Raw genomic sequence first — 18715 nt, 5'->3', positions numbered from 1 at the left:
CCCTGGCAACGCTGGAGCCTGTTCCCTCTACGTGAGCGGAACAGGCTGGTAACGGATCAACGACGTGGCAGGAATTGCAGCGGATCTACAGGTTTACCTTGTCGGCGAATCTCAAAGTGCAGTTTCACCCGGTCTGTACCAGTTGATCCCATCTCGGCAATTGTCTGTCCGACTTTGACCTGCTGTCCCTCCCGAACCAATAGCTTGCGGTTGTGGCCGTAAGCACTGACGTAGGTTTCGTTGTGTTTGATGATGACTAATTCGCCGTAGCCCCTTAAGCCACTCCCGGCGTAAACCACCGTCCCATCAGACGCAGCTAAAACAGGCTGTCCCAAATCCCCGGCGATATCAATGCCTTTATTCAAACTACCGTTTGAAGAAAATTTTCCAATCAGAACACCGCTGGAAGGCCAGCCCCAGCCCGTCGGAGCAGGGCCTGCAGGCGTGACCGGAGTGGGAGCCGGCTTGTTCACCGGAGTCGTTGCAGCACCTGCAACTGGGGCCGTTGCAGTGCCCGCCGGGCGACGAATAACCGTGGTCTTGCTGGAAGACGAAGCCCCGGACTGGGTGCTGGTCACTACGGTGGTCGGCGCCGCACCCGTACGCCCATCAAAGCGGATGGTCTGCCCCGGATGAATGGTGTAAGGCTCGGCAATGTTGTTGCGAGCCGCCAGCGCCTTGTAGTCCCAGCCATAGCGGAAGGCAATGGAAAACAGCGTATCGCCGCGACGTACGACATATTGTCCGGTGGTCACCGTTGGCCGTTGCGGCGCTGCAGTATGGCTGCGCTCAACCACGCCCACGCTGCTGGACTTGGTGCTGGAGCAACCGACCAACAAGGAACTCAAGACAAGGCCAATCATCAGTCGCTGAAAGCTTGATATACCCATACGCTGCGCAATGACTGTGAGACTCACCCGCCGCTCCCTTTGTGGTGGTTGACGATATAGATTGCCTGGCAAAGGCATGAAGTAACGCCAGTATAACTGCACGCCGAGGCTTTACCGCTGGCAAAGCGCTAGGGACCGTTGCAAGTGGGTGCTACTGATCGGCGCTCCACTCATTGACGATCAATACGCCACTAAGACACAGCCAAACAGACAGAATTCACCCAGGCTCGATAAATGCTCAGGCCAGCGGCCCATTAAGCAGGGGCACAAAACGCACCGCTCCCAGCACATGCCGGGCAAAGCCGTGTTCTTCACGAACGATCAGCATCAGTTGCTGTACTTCCCCGGCCCCTACCGGAATCACCAGGCGCCCGCCAGGGGCCAGTTGATCGAGCAAGGCCTGAGGGATATCCGTGGCCACGGCGGTGACGATAATGCCGTTGTAGGGCGCCAGTGCCGGCCAGCCTTCCCAGCCATCGCCCCAACGGAAGACCACATTGCGCAGGTTCAACTCCTGCAGGCGCTCCTTGGCTCGATCCTGCAGGACCTTGATCCGCTCCACCGAAAACACTCGCTCCACCAGTTGCGACAGGACTGCCGTCTGGTAGCCGGAACCGGTGCCGATCTCCAGCACCTTGTCCAGCGGGCCGGCCGCCAGCAGCAGCTCGCTCATGCGCGCCACCATATAGGGCTGGGAAATGGTCTGGTTGTGGCCGATGGGCAGCGCCGTGTCTTCATAGGCACGATGGGCCAGTGCTTCATCGACGAACAGGTGCCGCGGCGTGCGCCGAATGACCTCCAGGACCTGCGGGTTGGACAAGCCCTCGTCATACAGGCGCTGAATCAGGCGCTCACGGGTGCGCTGGGAGGTCATGCCGATCCCCCGGCGCAACAGATCATCTTGTTCGCGAGCCATCAGTTGAGCCCCTCCAGCCAGCCATCCAGGCTCCTGAACGCCTCATTGAAGGTGCGATCCAGCTGCAGTGGGGTGATGGACACGTAACCTTGCATGACGGCATGGAAGTCGGTACCCGGACCACCATCCTCGGCGTCGCCGGCGGCAGCTATCCAGTAACCCGACTTGCCCCGGGGGTCGACGACCTTAACCGGAGCCGCAGCACGGGCGCGATGACCCAGGCGGGTCAATTGGATACCGCGGATATGATCAAGCGGCAAGTTGGGAATATTCACGTTCAACACCGTCCGTGGTGGCAAATCCAGCAAGCCCTGCGCCTGCACCAGCTTGCGCGCGAAATAAGCGGCGGTCGCAAGGTTTTCCACCTGCCGCGACACCAGTGAAAAAGCCATGGCCGGGCGCTGCAGGAAGCGCCCTTCCAGCGCTGCGGCGACAGTCCCGGAGTACAGCACGTCATCACCGAGGTTGGCCCCCAGGTTGATGCCCGACACCACCATGTCCGGTTCGAGCTCCAGCAGGCCGTTGAGCCCCAGGTGCACACAGTCGGTCGGTGTGCCATTGAGGCTGATGAAACCGTTGCCGAGGGTCTGCGGATGTAACGGACGGTCGAGCGTCAGCGAGCTGCTGGCGCCGCTTTTGTCTTGATCCGGTGCGATAACCACACACTCGGCATAATCCGCCAGCGCAGCATGCAGCGCAGCGATACCGGGTGCAGTTACCCCATCATCGTTAGAAATCAGAATACGCATGAGCTGTCCGTCTGCCCCACCGGCACCAGATCGACGAGTTCACGCACCAAGGCGGTGGCGAAACATCCGGCCGGCAGGACGAATTCCAGTTGCAGAATATCAGGCACGGGATAATGCCACGTCAAACCGCCAATGGGCAGCCGCAGGATGCGTCGTTCGTGACCCATGCCGGCTTTTATCAGCCAATCACAGAGTGCCGCCTCGCGCAGGCCGAGCTGCTGCTCGAGCTCGTGGGCCTTACCACTCGCTGGAGAGGGGCCTTCGCCCCACAGCGGGCCGGTCGGGTGCAGATCGAGGATCGCCAGGCGCGGGTCCGAACATTCGGCCTCCCCGGCCATGAAGAAACTGCGACTGTCGGTAAACGCCAGCAGGTCGCCCACCTGGGCCTGCTGCCAACTGCCCTCGGCCACTCGTGCCGCCAGCACTTGGTTGAACAGGTAGCTGCGGGCCGTGGACAACAGCCGCGAACGCACATTGCGCTGCTCCGGCAGTGCTTGCCGCGCCGCCCAATCACGGGCATCCACGAGATTGCCGCCGTTATGGCCGAAACGCTGGGCACCGAAATAGTTGGGGATTCCCTGCTGGGCAATCAGCTTCAGGCGCTGGTCAAGCGCCGCCGGGTCCGCCTTGAGCTCTGTCAAACGCAGGGTAAAGCCATTGGCCGCATGGGCGCCGCGCTGCAACTTGCGCTTGTGGCGGGTGGCCTTGAGGATTTTCAGGGTGTCATTTTCCGCAGCGCCAAGATCCGGATCGGCCTTGCCAGGGAGTTGCACACTGAACCATTGGCGAGTCAGCGCCTGTCGATCCTTGAGCCCGGCGTAACTGACCGTGCGCAGCGGCACTCCCGCGGCCTTGGCGATTCGACGCGCCGCCTCCTCGGTGTTCAAGCCGCGCTTTTCCACCCATAACCACAAATGCTCGCCCTCACCGCTCAGCGGGATGTCGAGCACCTCATCGACCTGGAAATCTTCGGCAGTGGCCTTGAGTACGGCGCTGCCCAATGCGTTGCCATAGGCCCGCGGGCCCAAGAGTTGCAGTTCGTTCATGAGCGCAGCAACAAGGCTACGGAATGCACTGCAATGCCTTCCTCACGGCCGACGAAACCAAGCTTTTCGGTGGTGGTAGCCTTCACGTTCACTTGATCCAACTCAACTTGCAGATCCGCGGCGATCAAGGCGCGCATCGTTTCAATATGGGGAGCCATCTTCGGCGCCTGGGCAACAATGGTGTTGTCGACATTGCCGATCTTCCAGCCCTTGGCGTGAATCAGCGCGACAACATGACGCAGCAGGACGCGACTGTCAGCGCCCTTGAACTGCGGATCGGTGTCTGGAAAATGCTTGCCGATATCCCCCAGCGCGGCGGCGCCGAGCAGGGCATCACTGAGCGCGTGCAACAGCACGTCGCCATCGGAATGGGCCAGCAGGCCAAGATGATGGGCGATACGCACACCACCCAAAGTGATGAAGTCGCCTTCAGCGAAACGGTGCACATCGTAGCCGTGGCCAATACGCATAAAAAAACGCCCCGAAAAAGTCAGGGCGTGATTCTACCTGCTTTGGCCGGCATTAGGCGTTTAGAGCACGCCCATGATGCTGCAGGTGGTCGTCAATGAAACTGGCGATGAAGAAGTAGCTGTGGTCATAACCGGGTTGCAGCCGCAAGGTCAGTTCATGACCGGCATTCTTCGCCGCCTGCTGCAGGGTTTCGGGCTTGAGTTGAGTGGCCAGGAAATCATCGCGATCGCCCTGGTCCACCAGCAATGGCAGTTTCTCACTGGCCTCGGCAATCAGCACACTGGCATCCCATTCGCGCCAGCGCGAGCGCTCCTCTCCCAGGTAGCGGGAAAACGCCTTTTGCCCCCAGGGACAATCCATCGGATTGCTAATGGGAGCAAAAGCCGACACCGACTGATAACGACCCGGATTACGCAGCGCGCAGACCAGCGCCCCGTGCCCGCCCATGGAGTGGCCACTGATGCCGCGCTTCTGCGAGGCCGGGAAGTGCGCCTCCACCAACGCCGGCAACTCACTGACCACATAGTCGTGCATGCGATAGTGCTGAGCCCATGGTTCCTGGGTGGCATTCAGATAGAACCCTGCACCCAGGCCAAAGTCCCAGGCCCCATCGGGATCACCCGGAACACCGGCACCGCGCGGGCTGGTGTCCGGGGCCACGATAATCAACCCGAGCTCGGCGGCCATGCGCTGGGCGCCGGCCTTCTGCATGAAGTTCTCGTCGGTGCAGGTCAGGCCGGACAGCCAGTACAGCACCGGCAGCTTGCCACCTTGCTCGGCCTGGGGCGGCAGGTACACGGCGAACACCATGTCACAGCCCAGCACCTGGGAATGATGCTTGTAGCGCTTGTGCCAGCCGCCGAAGCTTTTCTGGCAGGAAAGGTTTTCCAGAGTCATGGCAGACCTCAAGCCGCAAACTTCAGGCCTCAAGCTGCAAGTGGGGATCCCCCTCTTGTCGCTTGAGGCTCAACGCTTGCCGCTGCTATTTAGAAATGGATGACGGTACGAATGCTCTTGCCTTCGTGCATCAGGTCGAATGCCTTGTTGATGTCTTCCAGGCCCATGGTGTGGGTAATGAAGGTATCCAGGGGAATCTCGCCGCTCTGGGCCATTTCCACGTAGCTAGGCAGCTCGCTGCGGCCACGCACGCCGCCGAATGCCGAGCCGCGCCATACGCGGCCGGTCACCAGCTGGAACGGGCGGGTGGCGATTTCCTGGCCAGCACCGGCGACGCCGATGATCACCGACTCGCCCCAGCCCTTGTGGCAGCACTCCAGTGCCGCGCGCATCAATTGCACATTGCCGATGCACTCAAAGGAGAAGTCGACCCCGCCGTCGGTCATGTCGACGATGACTTCCTGGATCGGACGATCGAAGTCCTTCGGGTTGACGCAATCGGTGGCGCCCAGTTGCTTGGCGATCTCGAACTTGGCCGGGTTGATGTCGATGGCGATGATGCGCCCGGCCTTGGCCTTGACCGCGCCGATCACCGCCGACAGGCCGATCCCGCCCAGGCCGAAGATGGCGACAGTGTCACCGGCCTTGACCTTGGCCGTGTTGATCACCGCACCGATGCCGGTGGTTACACCGCACCCCAGCAGGCAGACCTTCTCCAGCGGCGCTTCCTTGGGGATCTTGGCCACGGAGATTTCCGGCAGCACGGTGTACTCGGAAAAGGTCGAGGTGCCCATGTAGTGGAAAATCGGCTGGCCCTTGTAGGAAAAGCGCGAGGTGCCGTCAGGCATCAGGCCCTTGCCCTGGGTAGCACGAATGGCCTGGCAGAGGTTGGTCTTGCCCGACAGACAGAATTTGCACTGGCCGCACTCCGGGGTGTACAGCGGGATCACGTGGTCGCCCACCGCCACGGAAGTCACGCCCTCGCCCACCGCCTCCACCACCGCGCCACCTTCATGGCCGAGGATTGACGGGAAGATGCCTTCCGGATCCGCACCCGAGAGGGTATAGGCGTCGGTGTGGCAGACACCGGAAGCGACGACCCGCAGCAGGACTTCGCCGGCCTTGGGCATGGCGACATCCACTTCGACGATTTCCAGGGGCTTCTTGGCCTCGAAGGCTACGGCAGCACGTGACTTGATCATCCTGACTCTCCAGTGAATAAAAACGAGACAGTGAGTGTAAATCAGCGCCGCGCGATGAATAATCCAGGCGAAAGCAAAACATTATTGCCACACAGGGATAATCAATGAGTGAAAACCGCTGGGAAGGCATCGACGAGTTTGTCGCGGTCGCCGAATGCTGCCAGTTCACCGCTGCCGCCGAGCGCCTGGGCGTGTCCTCGTCCCATATCAGCCGCCAGGTGGCGCGCCTTGAGGAACGTTTGCAGACCCGCCTGCTGTATCGCAGCACCCGCCGGGTCACCCTGACCGAAGCCGGGCAAACCTTTCTCCAGCATTGCCAACGCCTGCAGGATGGTCGCGATGAGGCGCTGCGGGCCGTGGGCGATCTGACCAGCGAACCCAAGGGCATGCTGCGCATGACCTGCGCCGTGGCCTACGGCGAGCGCTTCATCGTGCCACTGGTGACTCGATTCATGGGGCTGTACCCGCAATTGCGGGTAGACATCGAGCTGAGCAACCGGCCATTGGACCTGGTGCACGAAGGCCTCGACCTGGCCATTCGCCTCGGGCGGCTGCAGGACTCGCGCCTGGTGGCCACCCGCCTCGCGCCGCGGCGCATGTACCTATGCGCTTCGCCGTCCTATCTGGAGCGCTACGGGCGCCCCCACAGTCTCTCGGAGCTGAGCCGCCACAACTGCCTGATCGGCAGTTCGGACATCTGGCAACTGGAACAGGATGGACGCGAGTTCTCGCAGCGGGTCCAGGGCAACTGGCGCTGCAACAGCGGGCAAGCCGTACTGGATGCAGCGTTGCAGGGGGTGGGTTTGTGCCAGTTGCCGGATTACTACGTACTGGAACATTTGCAGAACGGCACGCTGATTTCCCTGCTGGAAGCCCACCAGCCGCCCAACACCGCGGTCTGGGCGCTGTACCCGCAACAGCGCCACCTGTCTCCCAAGGTGCGCAAGCTGGTGGACTATCTCAGGCAGGGCCTGGCCCAGCGTCCGGAATACCAGGACGTGTAGGCTGCTGAAAGGCCGCTTGATCGGTGGAAAAGTCGGTGCTGTTTTCGCTCGATCGCACCCGCACCAAGGCCACGGCAGTGGCTACAGAAAGGTTGGCGGACGCAGGAGCGGACTCAGCGGCGATTGGACCAACGCTGGCGCAGCCACTCCAGATCCTCGGGACGAGTGACCTTGAGGTTGTCGGACCGCCCTTCGATCAATCGTGGCGCCAGCCCGGCCCACTCCATCGCCGAAGCTTCGTCAGTGATAGAAACATCGGCCACCAGGCTGTCGGCCAAGGCACGATGCAGGGCTCCCAGGCGAAACATCTGCGGCGTATAGGCCTGCCAGATCAGGCTGCGATCCACGGTTTCCAGCACCCGTCCATGTTTGTCCACCCGTTTGAGGGTGTCGCGGGCAGGAACCGCCAGCAGCCCTCCGACAGGATCGTGCGCCAGCTCACCCAGGAGCCTGTCCAGGTCATCACGGGACAGATTGGGTCGCGCGGCATCATGGACCAGCACCCAGTCTTCATCCCCGGCGCCCGCCGCATGCAAATGCAGCAAGGCATTGAGCACCGAGCCGGAACGCTCCGCGCCGCCTTCGACCCGCTGGATTCGCGTGTCATGGGCACTGGGCAGGGTTGGCCAGTAGGGATCATCAACTGCGAGGCTGACCACCAGCCCCTTGAGGCCTGGGTGATCAAGGAAACAGCCAAGGCTGTGTTCGAGAATAGTGCGTCCGCCCAGTTGCAGGTACTGCTTGGGACGGTCCGCGGCCATGCGGGCACCGATGCCCGCGGCAGGAATCACGGCCCAGAAGGCCGGTAGCGCGTTACTCATTGGGCCAACTGGTAGAGGGTTTCACCCTCCTTGACCATGCCCAACTCATGGCGAGCCCGTTCTTCAACGGTCTCCATGCCTTTCTTCAGCTCCATGACTTCCGCATCGAGTACGCGATTACGCTCCAGCAGACGCTCGTTTTCAGCGTGCTGGTCAGCAATCTGCTGAGTCAGGTCGGCCACCTGCGCCAAGCTGCCGTTCCCCACCCACAGGCGGTACTGCAAGCCAGCCAGCAGCAAGAGCAAGACCAGGAACAACCAATTGGGACTGCGCATCGAATATCGGGTATCCAGTGAAAAAAGACAGCCATGCCAACAACTTCGAACCTACTGATAGCACGAAGCCTGGAAGAACCAGGCTTGTGCTCTTAAGGCATCAGATTAGTGGTAAAAAACCCGCTTTTGCGACTTTCCCGACACAATCCGTTGTCTTTTTACCATCTACTGCTCAGCCGCGAAACTCGCTGCGACCGTTGTACTTGGCCTTGCCGTTCAATTGCTCTTCGATACGCAGCAATTGGTTGTACTTGGATACGCGGTCGGAACGGCACAGGGAACCGGTCTTGATCTGGCCAGCCGAGGTGCCCACGGCCAGGTCGGCGATGGTCGAATCTTCGGTTTCACCGGAACGGTGGGAGATCACTGCGGTGTAGCCGGCAGCCTTGGCCATCTGGATGGCTTCCAGGGTTTCGGTCAGGGTGCCGATCTGGTTGAACTTGATCAGGATCGAGTTGGCGATCTTCTTGTCGATGCCTTCTTTCAAGATCTTGGTGTTGGTCACGAACAGGTCGTCACCCACCAGTTGCACCTTCTCGCCGATCTTGTCGGTGAGGATCTTCCAGCCGGCCCAGTCGGACTCGTCCAGGCCATCTTCGATGGAGATGATCGGGTAGCGCTGAGTCAGGCCTTTGAGGTACTCGGCGAAACCTTCGGCGGTGAACACCTGGCCTTCGCCGGACAGGTTGTACTTGCCATCTTCATAGAATTCGCTGGCGGCGCAGTCCAGGGCCAGGGTCACGTCGGTGCCCAGGGTGTAACCGGCGTTGGCCACGGCTTCGGAGATGACTTTCAGGGCATCTTCGTTGGAAGCCAGGTTCGGCGCGAAACCACCTTCGTCACCCACGGCGGTGTTCAGGCCACGGGCCTTCAGCACAGCCTTGAGGTGATGGAAAATCTCGGTGCCCATGCGCAGGCCTTCGGAGAAGGACTTGGCGCCAACCGGCTGCACCATGAATTCCTGGATGTCGACGTTGTTATCAGCGTGTTCGCCACCGTTGATGATGTTCATCATCGGTACCGGCATCGAGTAGACGCCCGGGGTACCGTTGAGGTTGGCGATGTGGGCGTACAGCGGCAGGTCCTGATCCTGGGCGGCAGCCTTGGCCGCGGCCAGGGATACGGCGAGGATCGCGTTGGCGCCCAGAGTCGCTTTGTTCTCGGTGCCGTCCAGCTTGATCATGGCCTGATCCAGCGCCTTCTGGTCGATCGGGTCTTTACCCAGCAACAGGTCGCGGATCGGACCGTTGATGTTGGCTACCGCCTTGAGCACGCCCTTGCCCAGGTAGCGGGTCTTGTCGCCATCACGCAGCTCCAGCGCTTCACGGGAGCCGGTGGAGGCACCGGACGGTGCGCAGGCACTGCCGATGATGCCGTTGTCGAGAAGCACGTCCGCTTCGACAGTGGGGTTGCCACGGGAGTCGAGAACTTCACGACCTTTGATGTCGACGATTTTTGCCATTGTTGTAAACACTCCAAAGTTGACGAAAACGACGCAGCTGTAGGAAATCTTTTACCGTCGGCAAGGCGGGGAAAGCGGGCAGACTTGCAGACGATAAGGCTCAGGCCCGGGGGCCTGAGCAATAATCGTGCGGTACTTTACCGGAGAAATCGGTTTTACGCGGTCTCTACCGTCGGAAAACTCTTGACCAGTTCGTCCAGGGCCTTGAGCTGGGCCAGGAACGGCTCGAGCTTGTCCAGGCGCAGGGCGCAAGGACCGTCGCATTTGGCGTTGTCCGGATCCGGATGGGCTTCCAGGAACAGGCCAGCCAGGGACTGGCTCATGCCGGCCTTGGCCAGGTCGGTGACCTGGGCCCGGCGACCACCGGCCGAATCGGAGCGACCGCCCGGCATCTGCAGGGCGTGGGTGACGTCGAAGAACACCGGGTACTCGAACTGCTTCATGATGCCGAAGCCGAGCATGTCCACCACCAGGTTGTTGTAACCGAAGCTGGAACCACGCTCGCAGAGGATCAACTGATCGTTGCCCGCCTCTTCGCACTTGCTCAGGATGTGTTTCATTTCCTGGGGCGCGAGGAACTGGGCTTTCTTGATGTTGATCACCGCACCGGTCTTGGCCATGGCCACCACCAGGTCGGTCTGCCGCGACAGGAAGGCCGGCAGCTGGATGATGTCGCAGACTTCGGCGACCACGGCGGCCTGGGCCGGCTCGTGGACGTCGGTGATGATCGGCACGCCAAAGGCCTGCTTCACGTCCTCGAAAATCCGCATGCCCTCTTCCAGGCCCGGGCCACGGTAAGAGGTCACCGACGAACGGTTGGCCTTGTCGAAGCTGGCCTTGAATACGTAGGGGATGCCGAGCTTCTCGGTCACCCGTACGTACTCTTCACAGACCTGCATCGCCATGTCGCGGCTTTCCAGCACGTTCATGCCACCGAACAGCACCATCGGCTTGTCGTTGGCGATCTCGATGCTGCCTACGCGGATGATCTTCTGCGCCATCAGGTTCAAGCCTTCTTCTGGTGTTGAGCCAATGCTGCCTTGACGAAACCGCTGAACAGAGGGTGACCGTCACGTGGCGTCGAGGTGAACTCGGGGTGGAACTGGCAAGCGACGAACCATGGATGATCCGGAGCCTCGACCACTTCAACCAGGGCGCCATCGCCGGAGCGACCGGAAATCTTCAGGCCGGCATCGATCAGCTGTGGCAGCAACTTGTTGTTCACTTCGTAACGGTGACGGTGACGCTCGATGATCACGTCCTTGGCGTAGCAGTCGTGCACCTTGGAGCCAGGCTCCAGCAGGCAGTCCTGAGCGCCCAGGCGCATGGTGCCGCCCAGGTCGGAGGCTTCGGTACGGGTTTCAACCGCACCGGTGGCATCTTCCCACTCGGTGATCAGGCCCACCACTGGGTGGCCGCTGGCACGGTCGAACTCGGTGGAGTTGGCGTCTTTCCAGCCCATGACGTTACGAGCGAACTCGATGACCGCCACTTGCATGCCCAGGCAGATCCCCAGGTACGGCACCTTGTTTTCACGGGCGTACTGCACCGCGGTGATCTTGCCTTCCACGCCGCGCAGACCGAAGCCGCCCGGAACCAGGATCGCGTCGACGCCGTCCAGCAGCGCGGTGCCCTGGTTCTCGATGTCTTCGGAATCGATGTAGCGCAGGTTGACCTTGGTCCGGTTGGTGATGCCGGCGTGACTCATCGCTTCGATCAGCGACTTGTAGGCGTCCAGCAGCTCCATGTACTTGCCGACCATGGCGATGGTGACTTCGTGCTCTGGGTTGAGCTTGGCGTCGACCACTTTTTCCCACTCGGACAGGTCGGCACCATTGCACTGCAGGCCGAAACGCTCGACGACGAAATCGTCCAGGCCCTGGGCGTGCAGCACGGCAGGAATCTTGTAGATGGTGTCGACGTCTTCCAGGGAGATCACCGCACGCTCTTCAACGTTGGTGAACAGAGCGATCTTGCGGCGCGAGGACACATCCACCGGATGGTCGGAGCGGCAGATCAGCACGTCCGGCTGCAGGCCGATCGAACGCAGCTCTTTTACCGAGTGCTGGGTCGGCTTGGTCTTGGTCTCGCCCGCAGTGGCGATGTACGGAACCAGGGTCAGGTGCATCAGCATCGCGCGCTTGGAGCCGACTTCGACCCGCAGCTGGCGGATGGCTTCGAGGAACGGTTGCGACTCGATGTCGCCCACGGTGCCGCCGATTTCCACCAGGGCCACGTCGGCATCGCCGGCACCCTTGATGATGCGACGTTTGATTTCGTCGGTGATGTGCGGAATCACCTGGATGGTGGCGCCCAGGTAATCACCACGGCGCTCCTTGCGCAGCACGTGCTCGTACACGCGGCCGGTGGTGAAGTTGTTGTTCTGGGTCATGGTCGTGCGGATGAACCGCTCGTAGTGGCCCAGGTCCAGGTCGGTCTCGGCGCCGTCGTGGGTGACGAACACTTCACCGTGCTGGAACGGGCTCATGGTGCCCGGGTCGACGTTGATGTACGGGTCCAGCTTGAGCATGGTGACCTTAAGTCCCCGCGCCTCCAGGATGGCCGCCAATGAAGCCGAGGCAATGCCTTTCCCCAATGAAGAAACAACACCGCCCGTGACGAATATGTAGCGCGTCATGAAAAACCCTAGAAGTCTGCGTTAAAGCGGTCAGTGCCGCCGGGGAAAGCGAAGGAAGGCCGAAGCCCCCGATCACCTGCATTAATCACAGTGCACCTTTCAAAAAAACCGCCGCGTGGTGACAGACCGGATGCAAAAACACCGGTAGGTTGCTCGCTACACATTTTTTGGAATCGCCCAGCAAAGACTGCTTGGTAATCGGCAACTCCTGCAATTCAGGCGAATCCACAGAAGTTGTATCAAGAAGGGAGCGTAGTCTACCGGAAAGCCCCTTTCAGCTCAAACCTTGATCGCTGGTCGGTGGCAGCCAGTGCAATTGCCAGTCCGCCTGAGGGTTTGCGCCGGGCACCGCCAGGTTCGCCAGGCCCAGCAGCCGCTCCTCCTGATACAGCAGCGGCAATCTGCCACGGGCAAATCCCGGCAGCCCGGTTTCGTTCAGCACACGCTTCAGATCGCGGTGGCCACGCCCTGCCACCAGCAGGACTTCCCCGCCCTGGCGGTAGCGAATGCGCAGCGGCCCATGCGGCGGCGTGCCCTTGAAAACAACCTGGCCATTGCCTGGCAACGACAATGGGCTCGCCGGGTCGAGCCATTCAATTTCACCGCCGATCGGCTGCAACCAGGTACCGGACAGCCACCAGATCCGTCCGCCGCCACGATGCAACTCGCCATCAGCCAAACGCCAGATGGGCCGAGCTTCGACTCCGGCATCCCGCAAGCTGTCCCAGCCGGCCCAATGATCGGTGTCCGGCAAGCGGCCAAAGCCGTTCAGCCAATGACTCAAGGCATTGCGCTGCCGCGCCGGTGACAATGACTGCAAAGGCCCCAGTGCCAGCGAGGGCAACCCCAGCCAAGAGAATTGCGCGCCCTCCCCGGCTGCCGCCAAATCCAGTTCAGCCAGTTCATCGAGCAAACCCTGGGCTTGCGCCAGGTGCGCAGCACTGCGGCTCATGCTGGCCAGTGCCTGGGGCCAGCGCGCAATCAGCGAGGGCATGACCTTGTGCCGCAAGTAATTGCGCGAGTAGTGATGATCGGCATTGCTCGGATCCTCGACCCAACTCAGCCGCTGCTCCTCGGCATAGCGTTCAAGATCGGCACGCGACACCCCAAGCAACGGCCGCAACAGAGTCCCGTCCCCCAACGCCCGGCTTTCCGGCATGGCCGACAGCCCCCGGACTCCGGCACCGCGCAACAGGCGAAACAGCAGGGTTTCCGCCTGGTCATCCCGGTGCTGCGCTGTCAGCAGCACCTCATTGGCCGCGATCACTTGCTCGAAGGCGCTGTAGCGCGCCTCCCGGGCCGCTTGCTCGAGGCTCGCCCCGGCTGGCACCTGAACATGAATGACCCGCAAAGGTACGCCCAAGGCATCACAGATCGCCTGACAATGCTTGGGCCAGGCGTCAGCCGCCGTTTGCAGCCCGTGATGGACATGCACAGCCGACAACAGCGGAAGGGGGTGATGGCGCGCCAGCTCGGCCAGCAGATGCAGCAAGACAGTGGAATCAAGCCCGCCGGAGAAAGCGACATGCCAGGCCGAGGCTTCACGCCAGGGCGCCAGGCGTTGCAGCAGTTTGGCGCAAAGAGCATTCATCAATCGATCAAGACCTGTAGGAACAGCCGGGAGCGGCATTGCACTGGCCGGTGGAAACCAAGAACGCCGTGATCGAGTCGATCGACGGCGTCCGTTTCGCGAACTGGCTTGCTCCTACCCGAGAGAACCTCGGTCGATCAGAGACCGTAGCTCATCAGGCGGTCATAACGACGGGCCAGCAAGGTGTCGTTATCCATTTCCTTGAGCATTGCCAGTTGGGAAGTGAGCTCGGCACGGATCGATGCCGCAGCAGCGGCCGGGTCGCGGTGGGCGCCGCCCAATGGCTCGCCAATCACCTTGTCGACAATCCCCAGGCCTTTCAGGCGCTCGGCGGTAATGCCCATGGCTTCGGCTGCATCAGGTGCCTTCTCCGAAGTTTTCCACAGGATCGAGGCACAGCCTTCCGGCGAGATCACCGCATAGGTGGAGTACTGCAGCATGTTCAACTGGTCACAGACGCCGATGGCCAATGCGCCGCCGGAACCACCTTCACCGATAACGGTGGCGATGATCGGAGTCTTCAGGCGTGCCATGACCCGCAGGTTCCAGGCAATGGCTTCACTCTGGTTGCGCTCTTCGGCGTCGATGCCCGGGTAGGCGCCCGGGGTGTCGATGAAGGTCAGGATCGGCATCTTGAAACGCTCGGCCATTTCCATCAGGCGGCAAGCCTTGCGATAGCCTTCCGGACGCGGCATGCCGAAGTTGCGGCGTACCTTCTCGCGCACTTCACGGCCCTTCTGGTGGCCGATGATCATCACCGGCTGGTCGTCCAGGCGAGCAATGCCGCCCACGATCGCGGCGTCGTCGGAGAAGTGGCGATCGCCATGCAGCTCGTCGAACTCGGTGAAGATGTGCTGGATGTAGTCCAGGGTGTACGGACGACGCGGGTGACGCGCCAGACGTGCGATCTGCCAGCTGGTGAGCTTGCCGAAGATGTCTTCGGTCAGGGTGTTGCTCTTGTCCTGCAGGCGGGAAATCTCATCGCCGATATTCAGCGAATTGTCATTACCGACCAAGCGCAACTCTTCGATCTTGGCTTGCAGGTCGGCGATCGGCTGTTCGAAATCAAGAAAATTCGGGTTCATAGGCGTCCGTCTGGGGTCGACATCCAAGGGAACTGGGGCCGGCCGGTTGTCTATTCGCGCCCTACCTTAAGGGACGGGCGCGTTGAGGTCGAGATTAAAAATTCATGTGGCGATGAGGCGCAATGATGGCACCTCAGCGTCAACGGTATTGGAGGAAGACGTTGTCTCGCCCGAACTGGTCACGCAGGGCTTGAATCAAGGCGTCTGCCGGGTCGATCCGCCAGTTTTCGCCAAACTGCAGCACGGCCTTGGCGTCTTCGCGGGTGTATTCCATGGTGATCGGGCAGGCGCCGCGGTGGCGCTTGAACAATTCACCCAGCCAGCGTAGCTGATCGCCCTTCAGGGCATCGCTGTGGACTTTCAGGCGCAGGCTTTCCGCCAGGTTGGTTCGCGCATCCTCCATGCTCATCACCCGCTTGACCCGCAGGCGCAGGCCGCCGGAGAAGTCGTCGTTACTGACTTCCCCCTCGACCACCACCATTGCGTCGGTCTGCAACAGCGGTTGCGCCGAGTGGAAAGCATCGGCAAACAGCGACGCTTCAATCCGCCCCGAGCGATCGTCGAGGGTGATAAAGCCCATCTTGTCGCCCTTTTTGTTCTTCATCACCCGCAGGGCGATGATCATGCCGGCCACCGTCTGGGTATCCCGTGCCGGCTTCAGGTCAATGATGCGCTGACGGGCGAAACGGCGGATCTCACCTTCGTATTCATCAATCGGGTGTCCGGTGAGGTACAGCCCCAGGGTATCTTTTTCGCCCTTCAGACGTTCCTTGAGGGTCAGTTCCTTGGCTTTGCGATGGCTGGCGTAGACATCTGCATCCTCTTCCACGAACAAGCCGCCAAACAGGTCGGCGTGCCCACTGTCGTGGGTGCGCGCAGTCTGTTCGGCCGCCTTGATCGCCTCTTCCATGGCCGCCAGTAACACCGCGCGGTTGCGGTCGATATTGGCCTGGTAGGCCTTGGGCTCATCATGGAAATACGGACCGAGACGGTCCAGGGCACCACTGCGGATCAACCCGTCGAGGGTACGCTTGTTGATGCGCTTGAGATCCACCCGGGCACAGAAATCAAACAGGTCCTTGAAGGGCCCCTCCTGACGCGCCTCGGTAATGGCCTCGACCGGCCCCTCGCCCACCCCCTTGATCGCACCCAGGCCATAAATGATCCGGCCCTCTTCGTTCACCGTGAACTTGAACTCGGAAGCGTTCACGTCCGGTGCATCGAGGCGCAGCTTCATGGTCCGCACTTCCTCGATCAAGGTCACGACCTTGTCGGTGTTGTGCATATCCGCGGACAGTACCGCCGCCATGAACGGCGCCGGGTAATGCGCCTTCAGCCAGGCAGTCTGGTAGGACACCAGGCCGTAAGCGGCGGAGTGGGATTTGTTGAAGCCATAACCGGCGAATTTTTCCACCAGGTCGAAAATGTTGCCCGCCAGGTCCGGGTCGATATTGTTGCCCACGCAGCCTTCGATGAAGCCACCACGCTGCTTGGCCATTTCCTCGGGTTTTTTCTTACCCATGGCGCGACGCAGCATGTCCGCACCACCGAGGGTGTAACCGGCCATGACCTGGGCAATCTGCATCACCTGTTCCTGATACAGGATGATGCCGTAGGTCGGCGCCAATACAGGCTTGAGGCCTTCGTACTGGTAGTCCGAGTGCGGATAGGCCAGTTCGGCGCGGCCGTGCTTGCGGTTGATGAAGTCATCCACCATGCCCGATTGCAGCGGGCCCGGACGGAACAGGGCCACCAGTGCGATCAAGTCTTCCAGGCAGTCGGGCTTGAGCTTCTTGATCAGCTCCTTCATGCCGCGGGATTCAAGCTGGAACACCGCCGTGGTTTCGGCTTTCTGCAGCAGGTTGTAGGTCGGCTTGTCGTCCAGCGGGATGAAGGCGATATCCAGCGCTTGTTCACCGGCCTTGGCACGGTCGCGGTTGATGGTCTTCAGGGCCCAGTCGATGATGGTCAGGGTCCGCAGGCCGAGGAAGTCGAACTTCACCAGGCCGGCGGCCTCGACGTCGTCCTTGTCGAACTGGGTAACCAGGCCGTCACCCTCTTCATCGCAATAGATCGGCGAGAAGTCGGTGAGCTTGGTCGGCGCGATCACCACGCCACCGGCGTGTTTGCCGACGTTACGCACCACGCCTTCGAGCTTGCGCGCCATCTCCCAGATTTCCGCCGCCTCTTCATCGACCTTGATGAAGTCGCGCAGGATCTCTTCCTGCTCATAGGCTTTTTCCAGGGTCATGCCGACTTCGAAGGGGATCATCTTCGACAAGCGGTCAGCCAGGCCGTAGGACTTGCCCTGGACCCGAGCCACGTCCCGTACCACCGCCTTGGCCGCCATGGAACCGAAAGTGATGATCTGGCTGACCGCGTTGCGGCCGTACTTCTCGGCCACGTAGTCGATGACCCGGTCACGACCGTCCATGCAGAAGTCGACGTCGAAGTCGGGCATGGAAACCCGTTCCGGGTTAAGGAATCGTTCGAACAGCAGGTCGTATTCCAGGGGGTCGAGGTCGGTGATCTTTTGCACATAGGCCACCAGCGATCCGGCACCCGATCCACGGCCGGGACCTACCGGCACACCGTTGTTCTTGGCCCACTGGATAAAGTCCATAACGATCAGGAAGTAACCGGGGAAGCCCATCTGGATGATGATATCCAGCTCGAAATTCAGCCGATCGACATAAACCTGACGCTTGGCATCGTAGTCTTCGGTGGTGTCCTTGGGCAGCAACACCTCAAGGCGTTCTTCCAGGCCGTCAAACGACACCTTGCGGAAATACTCGTCGATAGTCATGCCATCGGGAATCGGGAAGTTGGGCAGGAAGTGCTTGCCCAGCTTGACCTCGATGTTGCAGCGCTTGGCAATCTCGACCGTGTTTTCCAGGGCTTCGGGCAGATCGCTGAACAGCTCGGCCATTTCCTCGGCGCTTTTCAGATACTGCTGATCGCTGTAGTTCTTCGAACGTCGTGGGTCGTCGAGGGCCCGGCCTTCGCCGATGCAAACGCGGGTTTCGTGGGCCTCGAAGTCTTCCTGCTTGATGAAGCGCACATCGTTGGTGGCCACCAGGGGCGCACCGATCTTGTCGGCCAGAGCCACGGCGGCGTGCAACTGCTCTTCATCGTTGGGCCGGTTGGTGCGCTGTACTTCCAGGTAGAAGCGATCTGGAAACACCGCCATCCACTCGCGCGCCAGGGTCTCGGCAACCTCGAGATCGCCAGCGATCAGGGCCATGCCGATCTCACCTTCCTTGGCCGCCGAAAGCATGATCAGGCCTTCTGCGGCCTCGGCCACCCACTCGCGCTCGATGATGATCTGGCCGTTGCGCTGGCCATCGATGAAGCCGCGGGAAATCAGCTCGGTGAGGTTGCGATAGCCCACTGCGTTCATTGCCAGCAGGCTGATGCGGCTCAGGGGGTTGTCCGGGTCCTTGTTCGACAGCCACAGGTCGGCGCCGCAGATCGGCTTGATCCCTGCGCCCATGCTGTTCTTGTAGAACTTGACCAGGGAACACATGTTGTTCTGGTCGGTGACGGCCACCGCCGGCATGCCCATGCCGGTGAGGGCCTTGACCAGCGGCTTGATCCGCACCAGACCGTCGACCAGAGAGTATTCCGTGTGCAGGCGCAGGTGAACGAAAGAAGCCGACATAGTGATC

General features: G+C 61.1%; 16 protein-coding genes. 1 reads left to right on the top strand and 15 read right to left on the bottom strand.

Translation table 11 applies throughout. The annotated features are described in order from the left end of the window. Positions 1-56: 56 nt before the first annotated feature. The 7 genes from ACZ5BO_RS07395 to ACZ5BO_RS07365 form a co-directional block, all read right to left on the bottom strand. Positions 57-917, bottom strand: a complete 861-nt coding sequence (locus ACZ5BO_RS07395) for a peptidoglycan DD-metalloendopeptidase family protein (RefSeq protein WP_464698996.1) — start codon at positions 915-917, stop codon at positions 57-59. A 211-nt stretch (positions 918-1128) separates the two neighbouring features. After that, the gene (locus ACZ5BO_RS07390; RefSeq protein WP_177330254.1) at positions 1129-1764 is read right to left on the bottom strand and encodes a protein-L-isoaspartate(D-aspartate) O-methyltransferase; all 636 of its coding nucleotides are present in this window, start codon (positions 1762-1764) and stop codon (positions 1129-1131) included. A gap of 41 nt (positions 1765-1805) precedes the next feature. After that, positions 1806-2555, bottom strand: a complete 750-nt coding sequence (gene surE / locus ACZ5BO_RS07385; RefSeq protein ID WP_025127663.1) for a 5'/3'-nucleotidase SurE — start codon at positions 2553-2555, stop codon at positions 1806-1808. After that, the gene (truD, locus tag ACZ5BO_RS07380) at positions 2543-3601 is read right to left on the bottom strand and encodes a tRNA pseudouridine(13) synthase TruD (protein WP_464698994.1); all 1059 of its coding nucleotides are present in this window, start codon (positions 3599-3601) and stop codon (positions 2543-2545) included. The genes surE and truD overlap by 13 nt, the downstream gene beginning before the upstream one ends. Then, entirely contained in the window at positions 3598-4071 is a 474-nt protein-coding gene (gene ispF / locus ACZ5BO_RS07375) for a 2-C-methyl-D-erythritol 2,4-cyclodiphosphate synthase (protein ID WP_025127661.1), read from the bottom strand. The genes truD and ispF overlap by 4 nt, the downstream gene beginning before the upstream one ends. A 52-nt stretch (positions 4072-4123) precedes the next feature. After that, positions 4124-4969 (bottom strand): S-formylglutathione hydrolase, encoded by an 846-nt coding sequence (gene fghA, locus ACZ5BO_RS07370; RefSeq protein WP_025127660.1) that lies wholly within the window; start codon positions 4967-4969, stop codon positions 4124-4126. A gap of 89 nt (positions 4970-5058) precedes the next feature. Beyond that, positions 5059-6171: an S-(hydroxymethyl)glutathione dehydrogenase/class III alcohol dehydrogenase gene (locus ACZ5BO_RS07365; RefSeq protein ID WP_025127659.1), complete on the bottom strand. Its 1113-nt coding sequence runs from the start codon at positions 6169-6171 to the stop codon at positions 5059-5061. Positions 6172-6275: 104 nt separating this feature from the next. Here ACZ5BO_RS07365 and ACZ5BO_RS07360 point away from each other — a divergent pair, with 104 nt between their 5' ends. Continuing rightward, a complete protein-coding gene (locus ACZ5BO_RS07360; RefSeq protein WP_025127658.1) occupies positions 6276-7175 on the top strand; it encodes a LysR substrate-binding domain-containing protein in 900 nt (299 codons plus the stop codon). Between the two features lie 113 nt (positions 7176-7288). Here ACZ5BO_RS07360 and ispD read toward each other — a convergent pair whose 3' ends face one another. The 8 genes from ispD to dnaE form a co-directional block, all read right to left on the bottom strand. Then, a complete protein-coding gene (gene ispD, locus ACZ5BO_RS07355) occupies positions 7289-7996 on the bottom strand; it encodes a 2-C-methyl-D-erythritol 4-phosphate cytidylyltransferase (RefSeq protein ID WP_025127657.1) in 708 nt (235 codons plus the stop codon). Further along, the gene (gene ftsB, locus ACZ5BO_RS07350) at positions 7993-8271 is read right to left on the bottom strand and encodes a cell division protein FtsB (protein ID WP_011059544.1); all 279 of its coding nucleotides are present in this window, start codon (positions 8269-8271) and stop codon (positions 7993-7995) included. Before ftsB ends, ispD begins: the two co-directional genes overlap by 4 nt. Positions 8272-8443: 172 nt before the next feature. After that, positions 8444-9733 (bottom strand): phosphopyruvate hydratase, encoded by a 1290-nt coding sequence (eno, locus tag ACZ5BO_RS07345; RefSeq protein ID WP_025127656.1) that lies wholly within the window; start codon positions 9731-9733, stop codon positions 8444-8446. 155 nt (positions 9734-9888) lie between these two features. Next, positions 9889-10734 carry a 3-deoxy-8-phosphooctulonate synthase gene (gene kdsA, locus ACZ5BO_RS07340; RefSeq protein ID WP_025127655.1) on the bottom strand — a complete coding sequence of 282 codons (846 nt, stop codon included), beginning with the start codon at positions 10732-10734 and terminating at the stop codon, positions 9889-9891. 5 nt (positions 10735-10739) lie between these two features. Further along, on the bottom strand, positions 10740-12371 hold the full coding sequence (locus ACZ5BO_RS07335; protein ID WP_025127654.1) for a CTP synthase: 1632 nt from the start codon (positions 12369-12371) through the stop codon (positions 10740-10742). A gap of 274 nt (positions 12372-12645) precedes the next feature. Further along, positions 12646-13962, bottom strand: a complete 1317-nt coding sequence (tilS, locus tag ACZ5BO_RS07330; RefSeq protein ID WP_464698989.1) for a tRNA lysidine(34) synthetase TilS — start codon at positions 13960-13962, stop codon at positions 12646-12648. Between the two features lie 137 nt (positions 13963-14099). Then, positions 14100-15047, bottom strand: coding sequence for an acetyl-CoA carboxylase carboxyltransferase subunit alpha (locus ACZ5BO_RS07325; RefSeq protein WP_025127652.1), 948 nt, complete (start codon positions 15045-15047; stop codon positions 14100-14102). 139 nt (positions 15048-15186) lie between these two features. Beyond that, positions 15187-18708, bottom strand: coding sequence for a DNA polymerase III subunit alpha (dnaE, locus tag ACZ5BO_RS07320; protein WP_025127651.1), 3522 nt, complete (start codon positions 18706-18708; stop codon positions 15187-15189). Positions 18709-18715: the final 7 nt, after the last annotated feature.

The sequence above is a fragment of the Pseudomonas sp. FFPRI_1 genome (assembly GCF_055384485.1).
Note: the sequence above shows the minus strand (reverse complement) of the source record. Positions and strands in the feature narration are given on the sequence as shown.

Coding starts and splice junctions, on each gene's coding strand:
- ACZ5BO_RS07335 (WP_025127654.1), bottom strand. CDS start 12,371: ATGACGCGCTACATATTCGTCACGGGCGGTGTTGTTTCTTCATTGGGG.
- ACZ5BO_RS07390 (WP_177330254.1), bottom strand. CDS start 1,764: ATGACCTCCCAGCGCACCCGTGAGCGCCTGATTCAGCGCCTGTATGAC.
- tilS (WP_464698989.1), bottom strand. CDS start 13,962: ATGAATGCTCTTTGCGCCAAACTGCTGCAACGCCTGGCGCCCTGGCGT.
- dnaE (WP_025127651.1), bottom strand. CDS start 18,708: ATGTCGGCTTCTTTCGTTCACCTGCGCCTGCACACGGAATACTCTCTG.
- ispD (WP_025127657.1), bottom strand. CDS start 7,996: ATGAGTAACGCGCTACCGGCCTTCTGGGCCGTGATTCCTGCCGCGGGC.
- eno (WP_025127656.1), bottom strand. CDS start 9,733: ATGGCAAAAATCGTCGACATCAAAGGTCGTGAAGTTCTCGACTCCCGT.
- surE (WP_025127663.1), bottom strand. CDS start 2,555: ATGCGTATTCTGATTTCTAACGATGATGGGGTAACTGCACCCGGTATC.
- ACZ5BO_RS07325 (WP_025127652.1), bottom strand. CDS start 15,047: ATGAACCCGAATTTTCTTGATTTCGAACAGCCGATCGCCGACCTGCAA.
- kdsA (WP_025127655.1), bottom strand. CDS start 10,734: ATGGCGCAGAAGATCATCCGCGTAGGCAGCATCGAGATCGCCAACGAC.
- ftsB (WP_011059544.1), bottom strand. CDS start 8,271: ATGCGCAGTCCCAATTGGTTGTTCCTGGTCTTGCTCTTGCTGCTGGCT.
- ispF (WP_025127661.1), bottom strand. CDS start 4,071: ATGCGTATTGGCCACGGCTACGATGTGCACCGTTTCGCTGAAGGCGAC.
- ACZ5BO_RS07365 (WP_025127659.1), bottom strand. CDS start 6,171: ATGATCAAGTCACGTGCTGCCGTAGCCTTCGAGGCCAAGAAGCCCCTG.
- ACZ5BO_RS07360 (WP_025127658.1), top strand. CDS start 6,276: ATGAGTGAAAACCGCTGGGAAGGCATCGACGAGTTTGTCGCGGTCGCC.
- truD (WP_464698994.1), bottom strand. CDS start 3,601: ATGAACGAACTGCAACTCTTGGGCCCGCGGGCCTATGGCAACGCATTG.
- fghA (WP_025127660.1), bottom strand. CDS start 4,969: ATGACTCTGGAAAACCTTTCCTGCCAGAAAAGCTTCGGCGGCTGGCAC.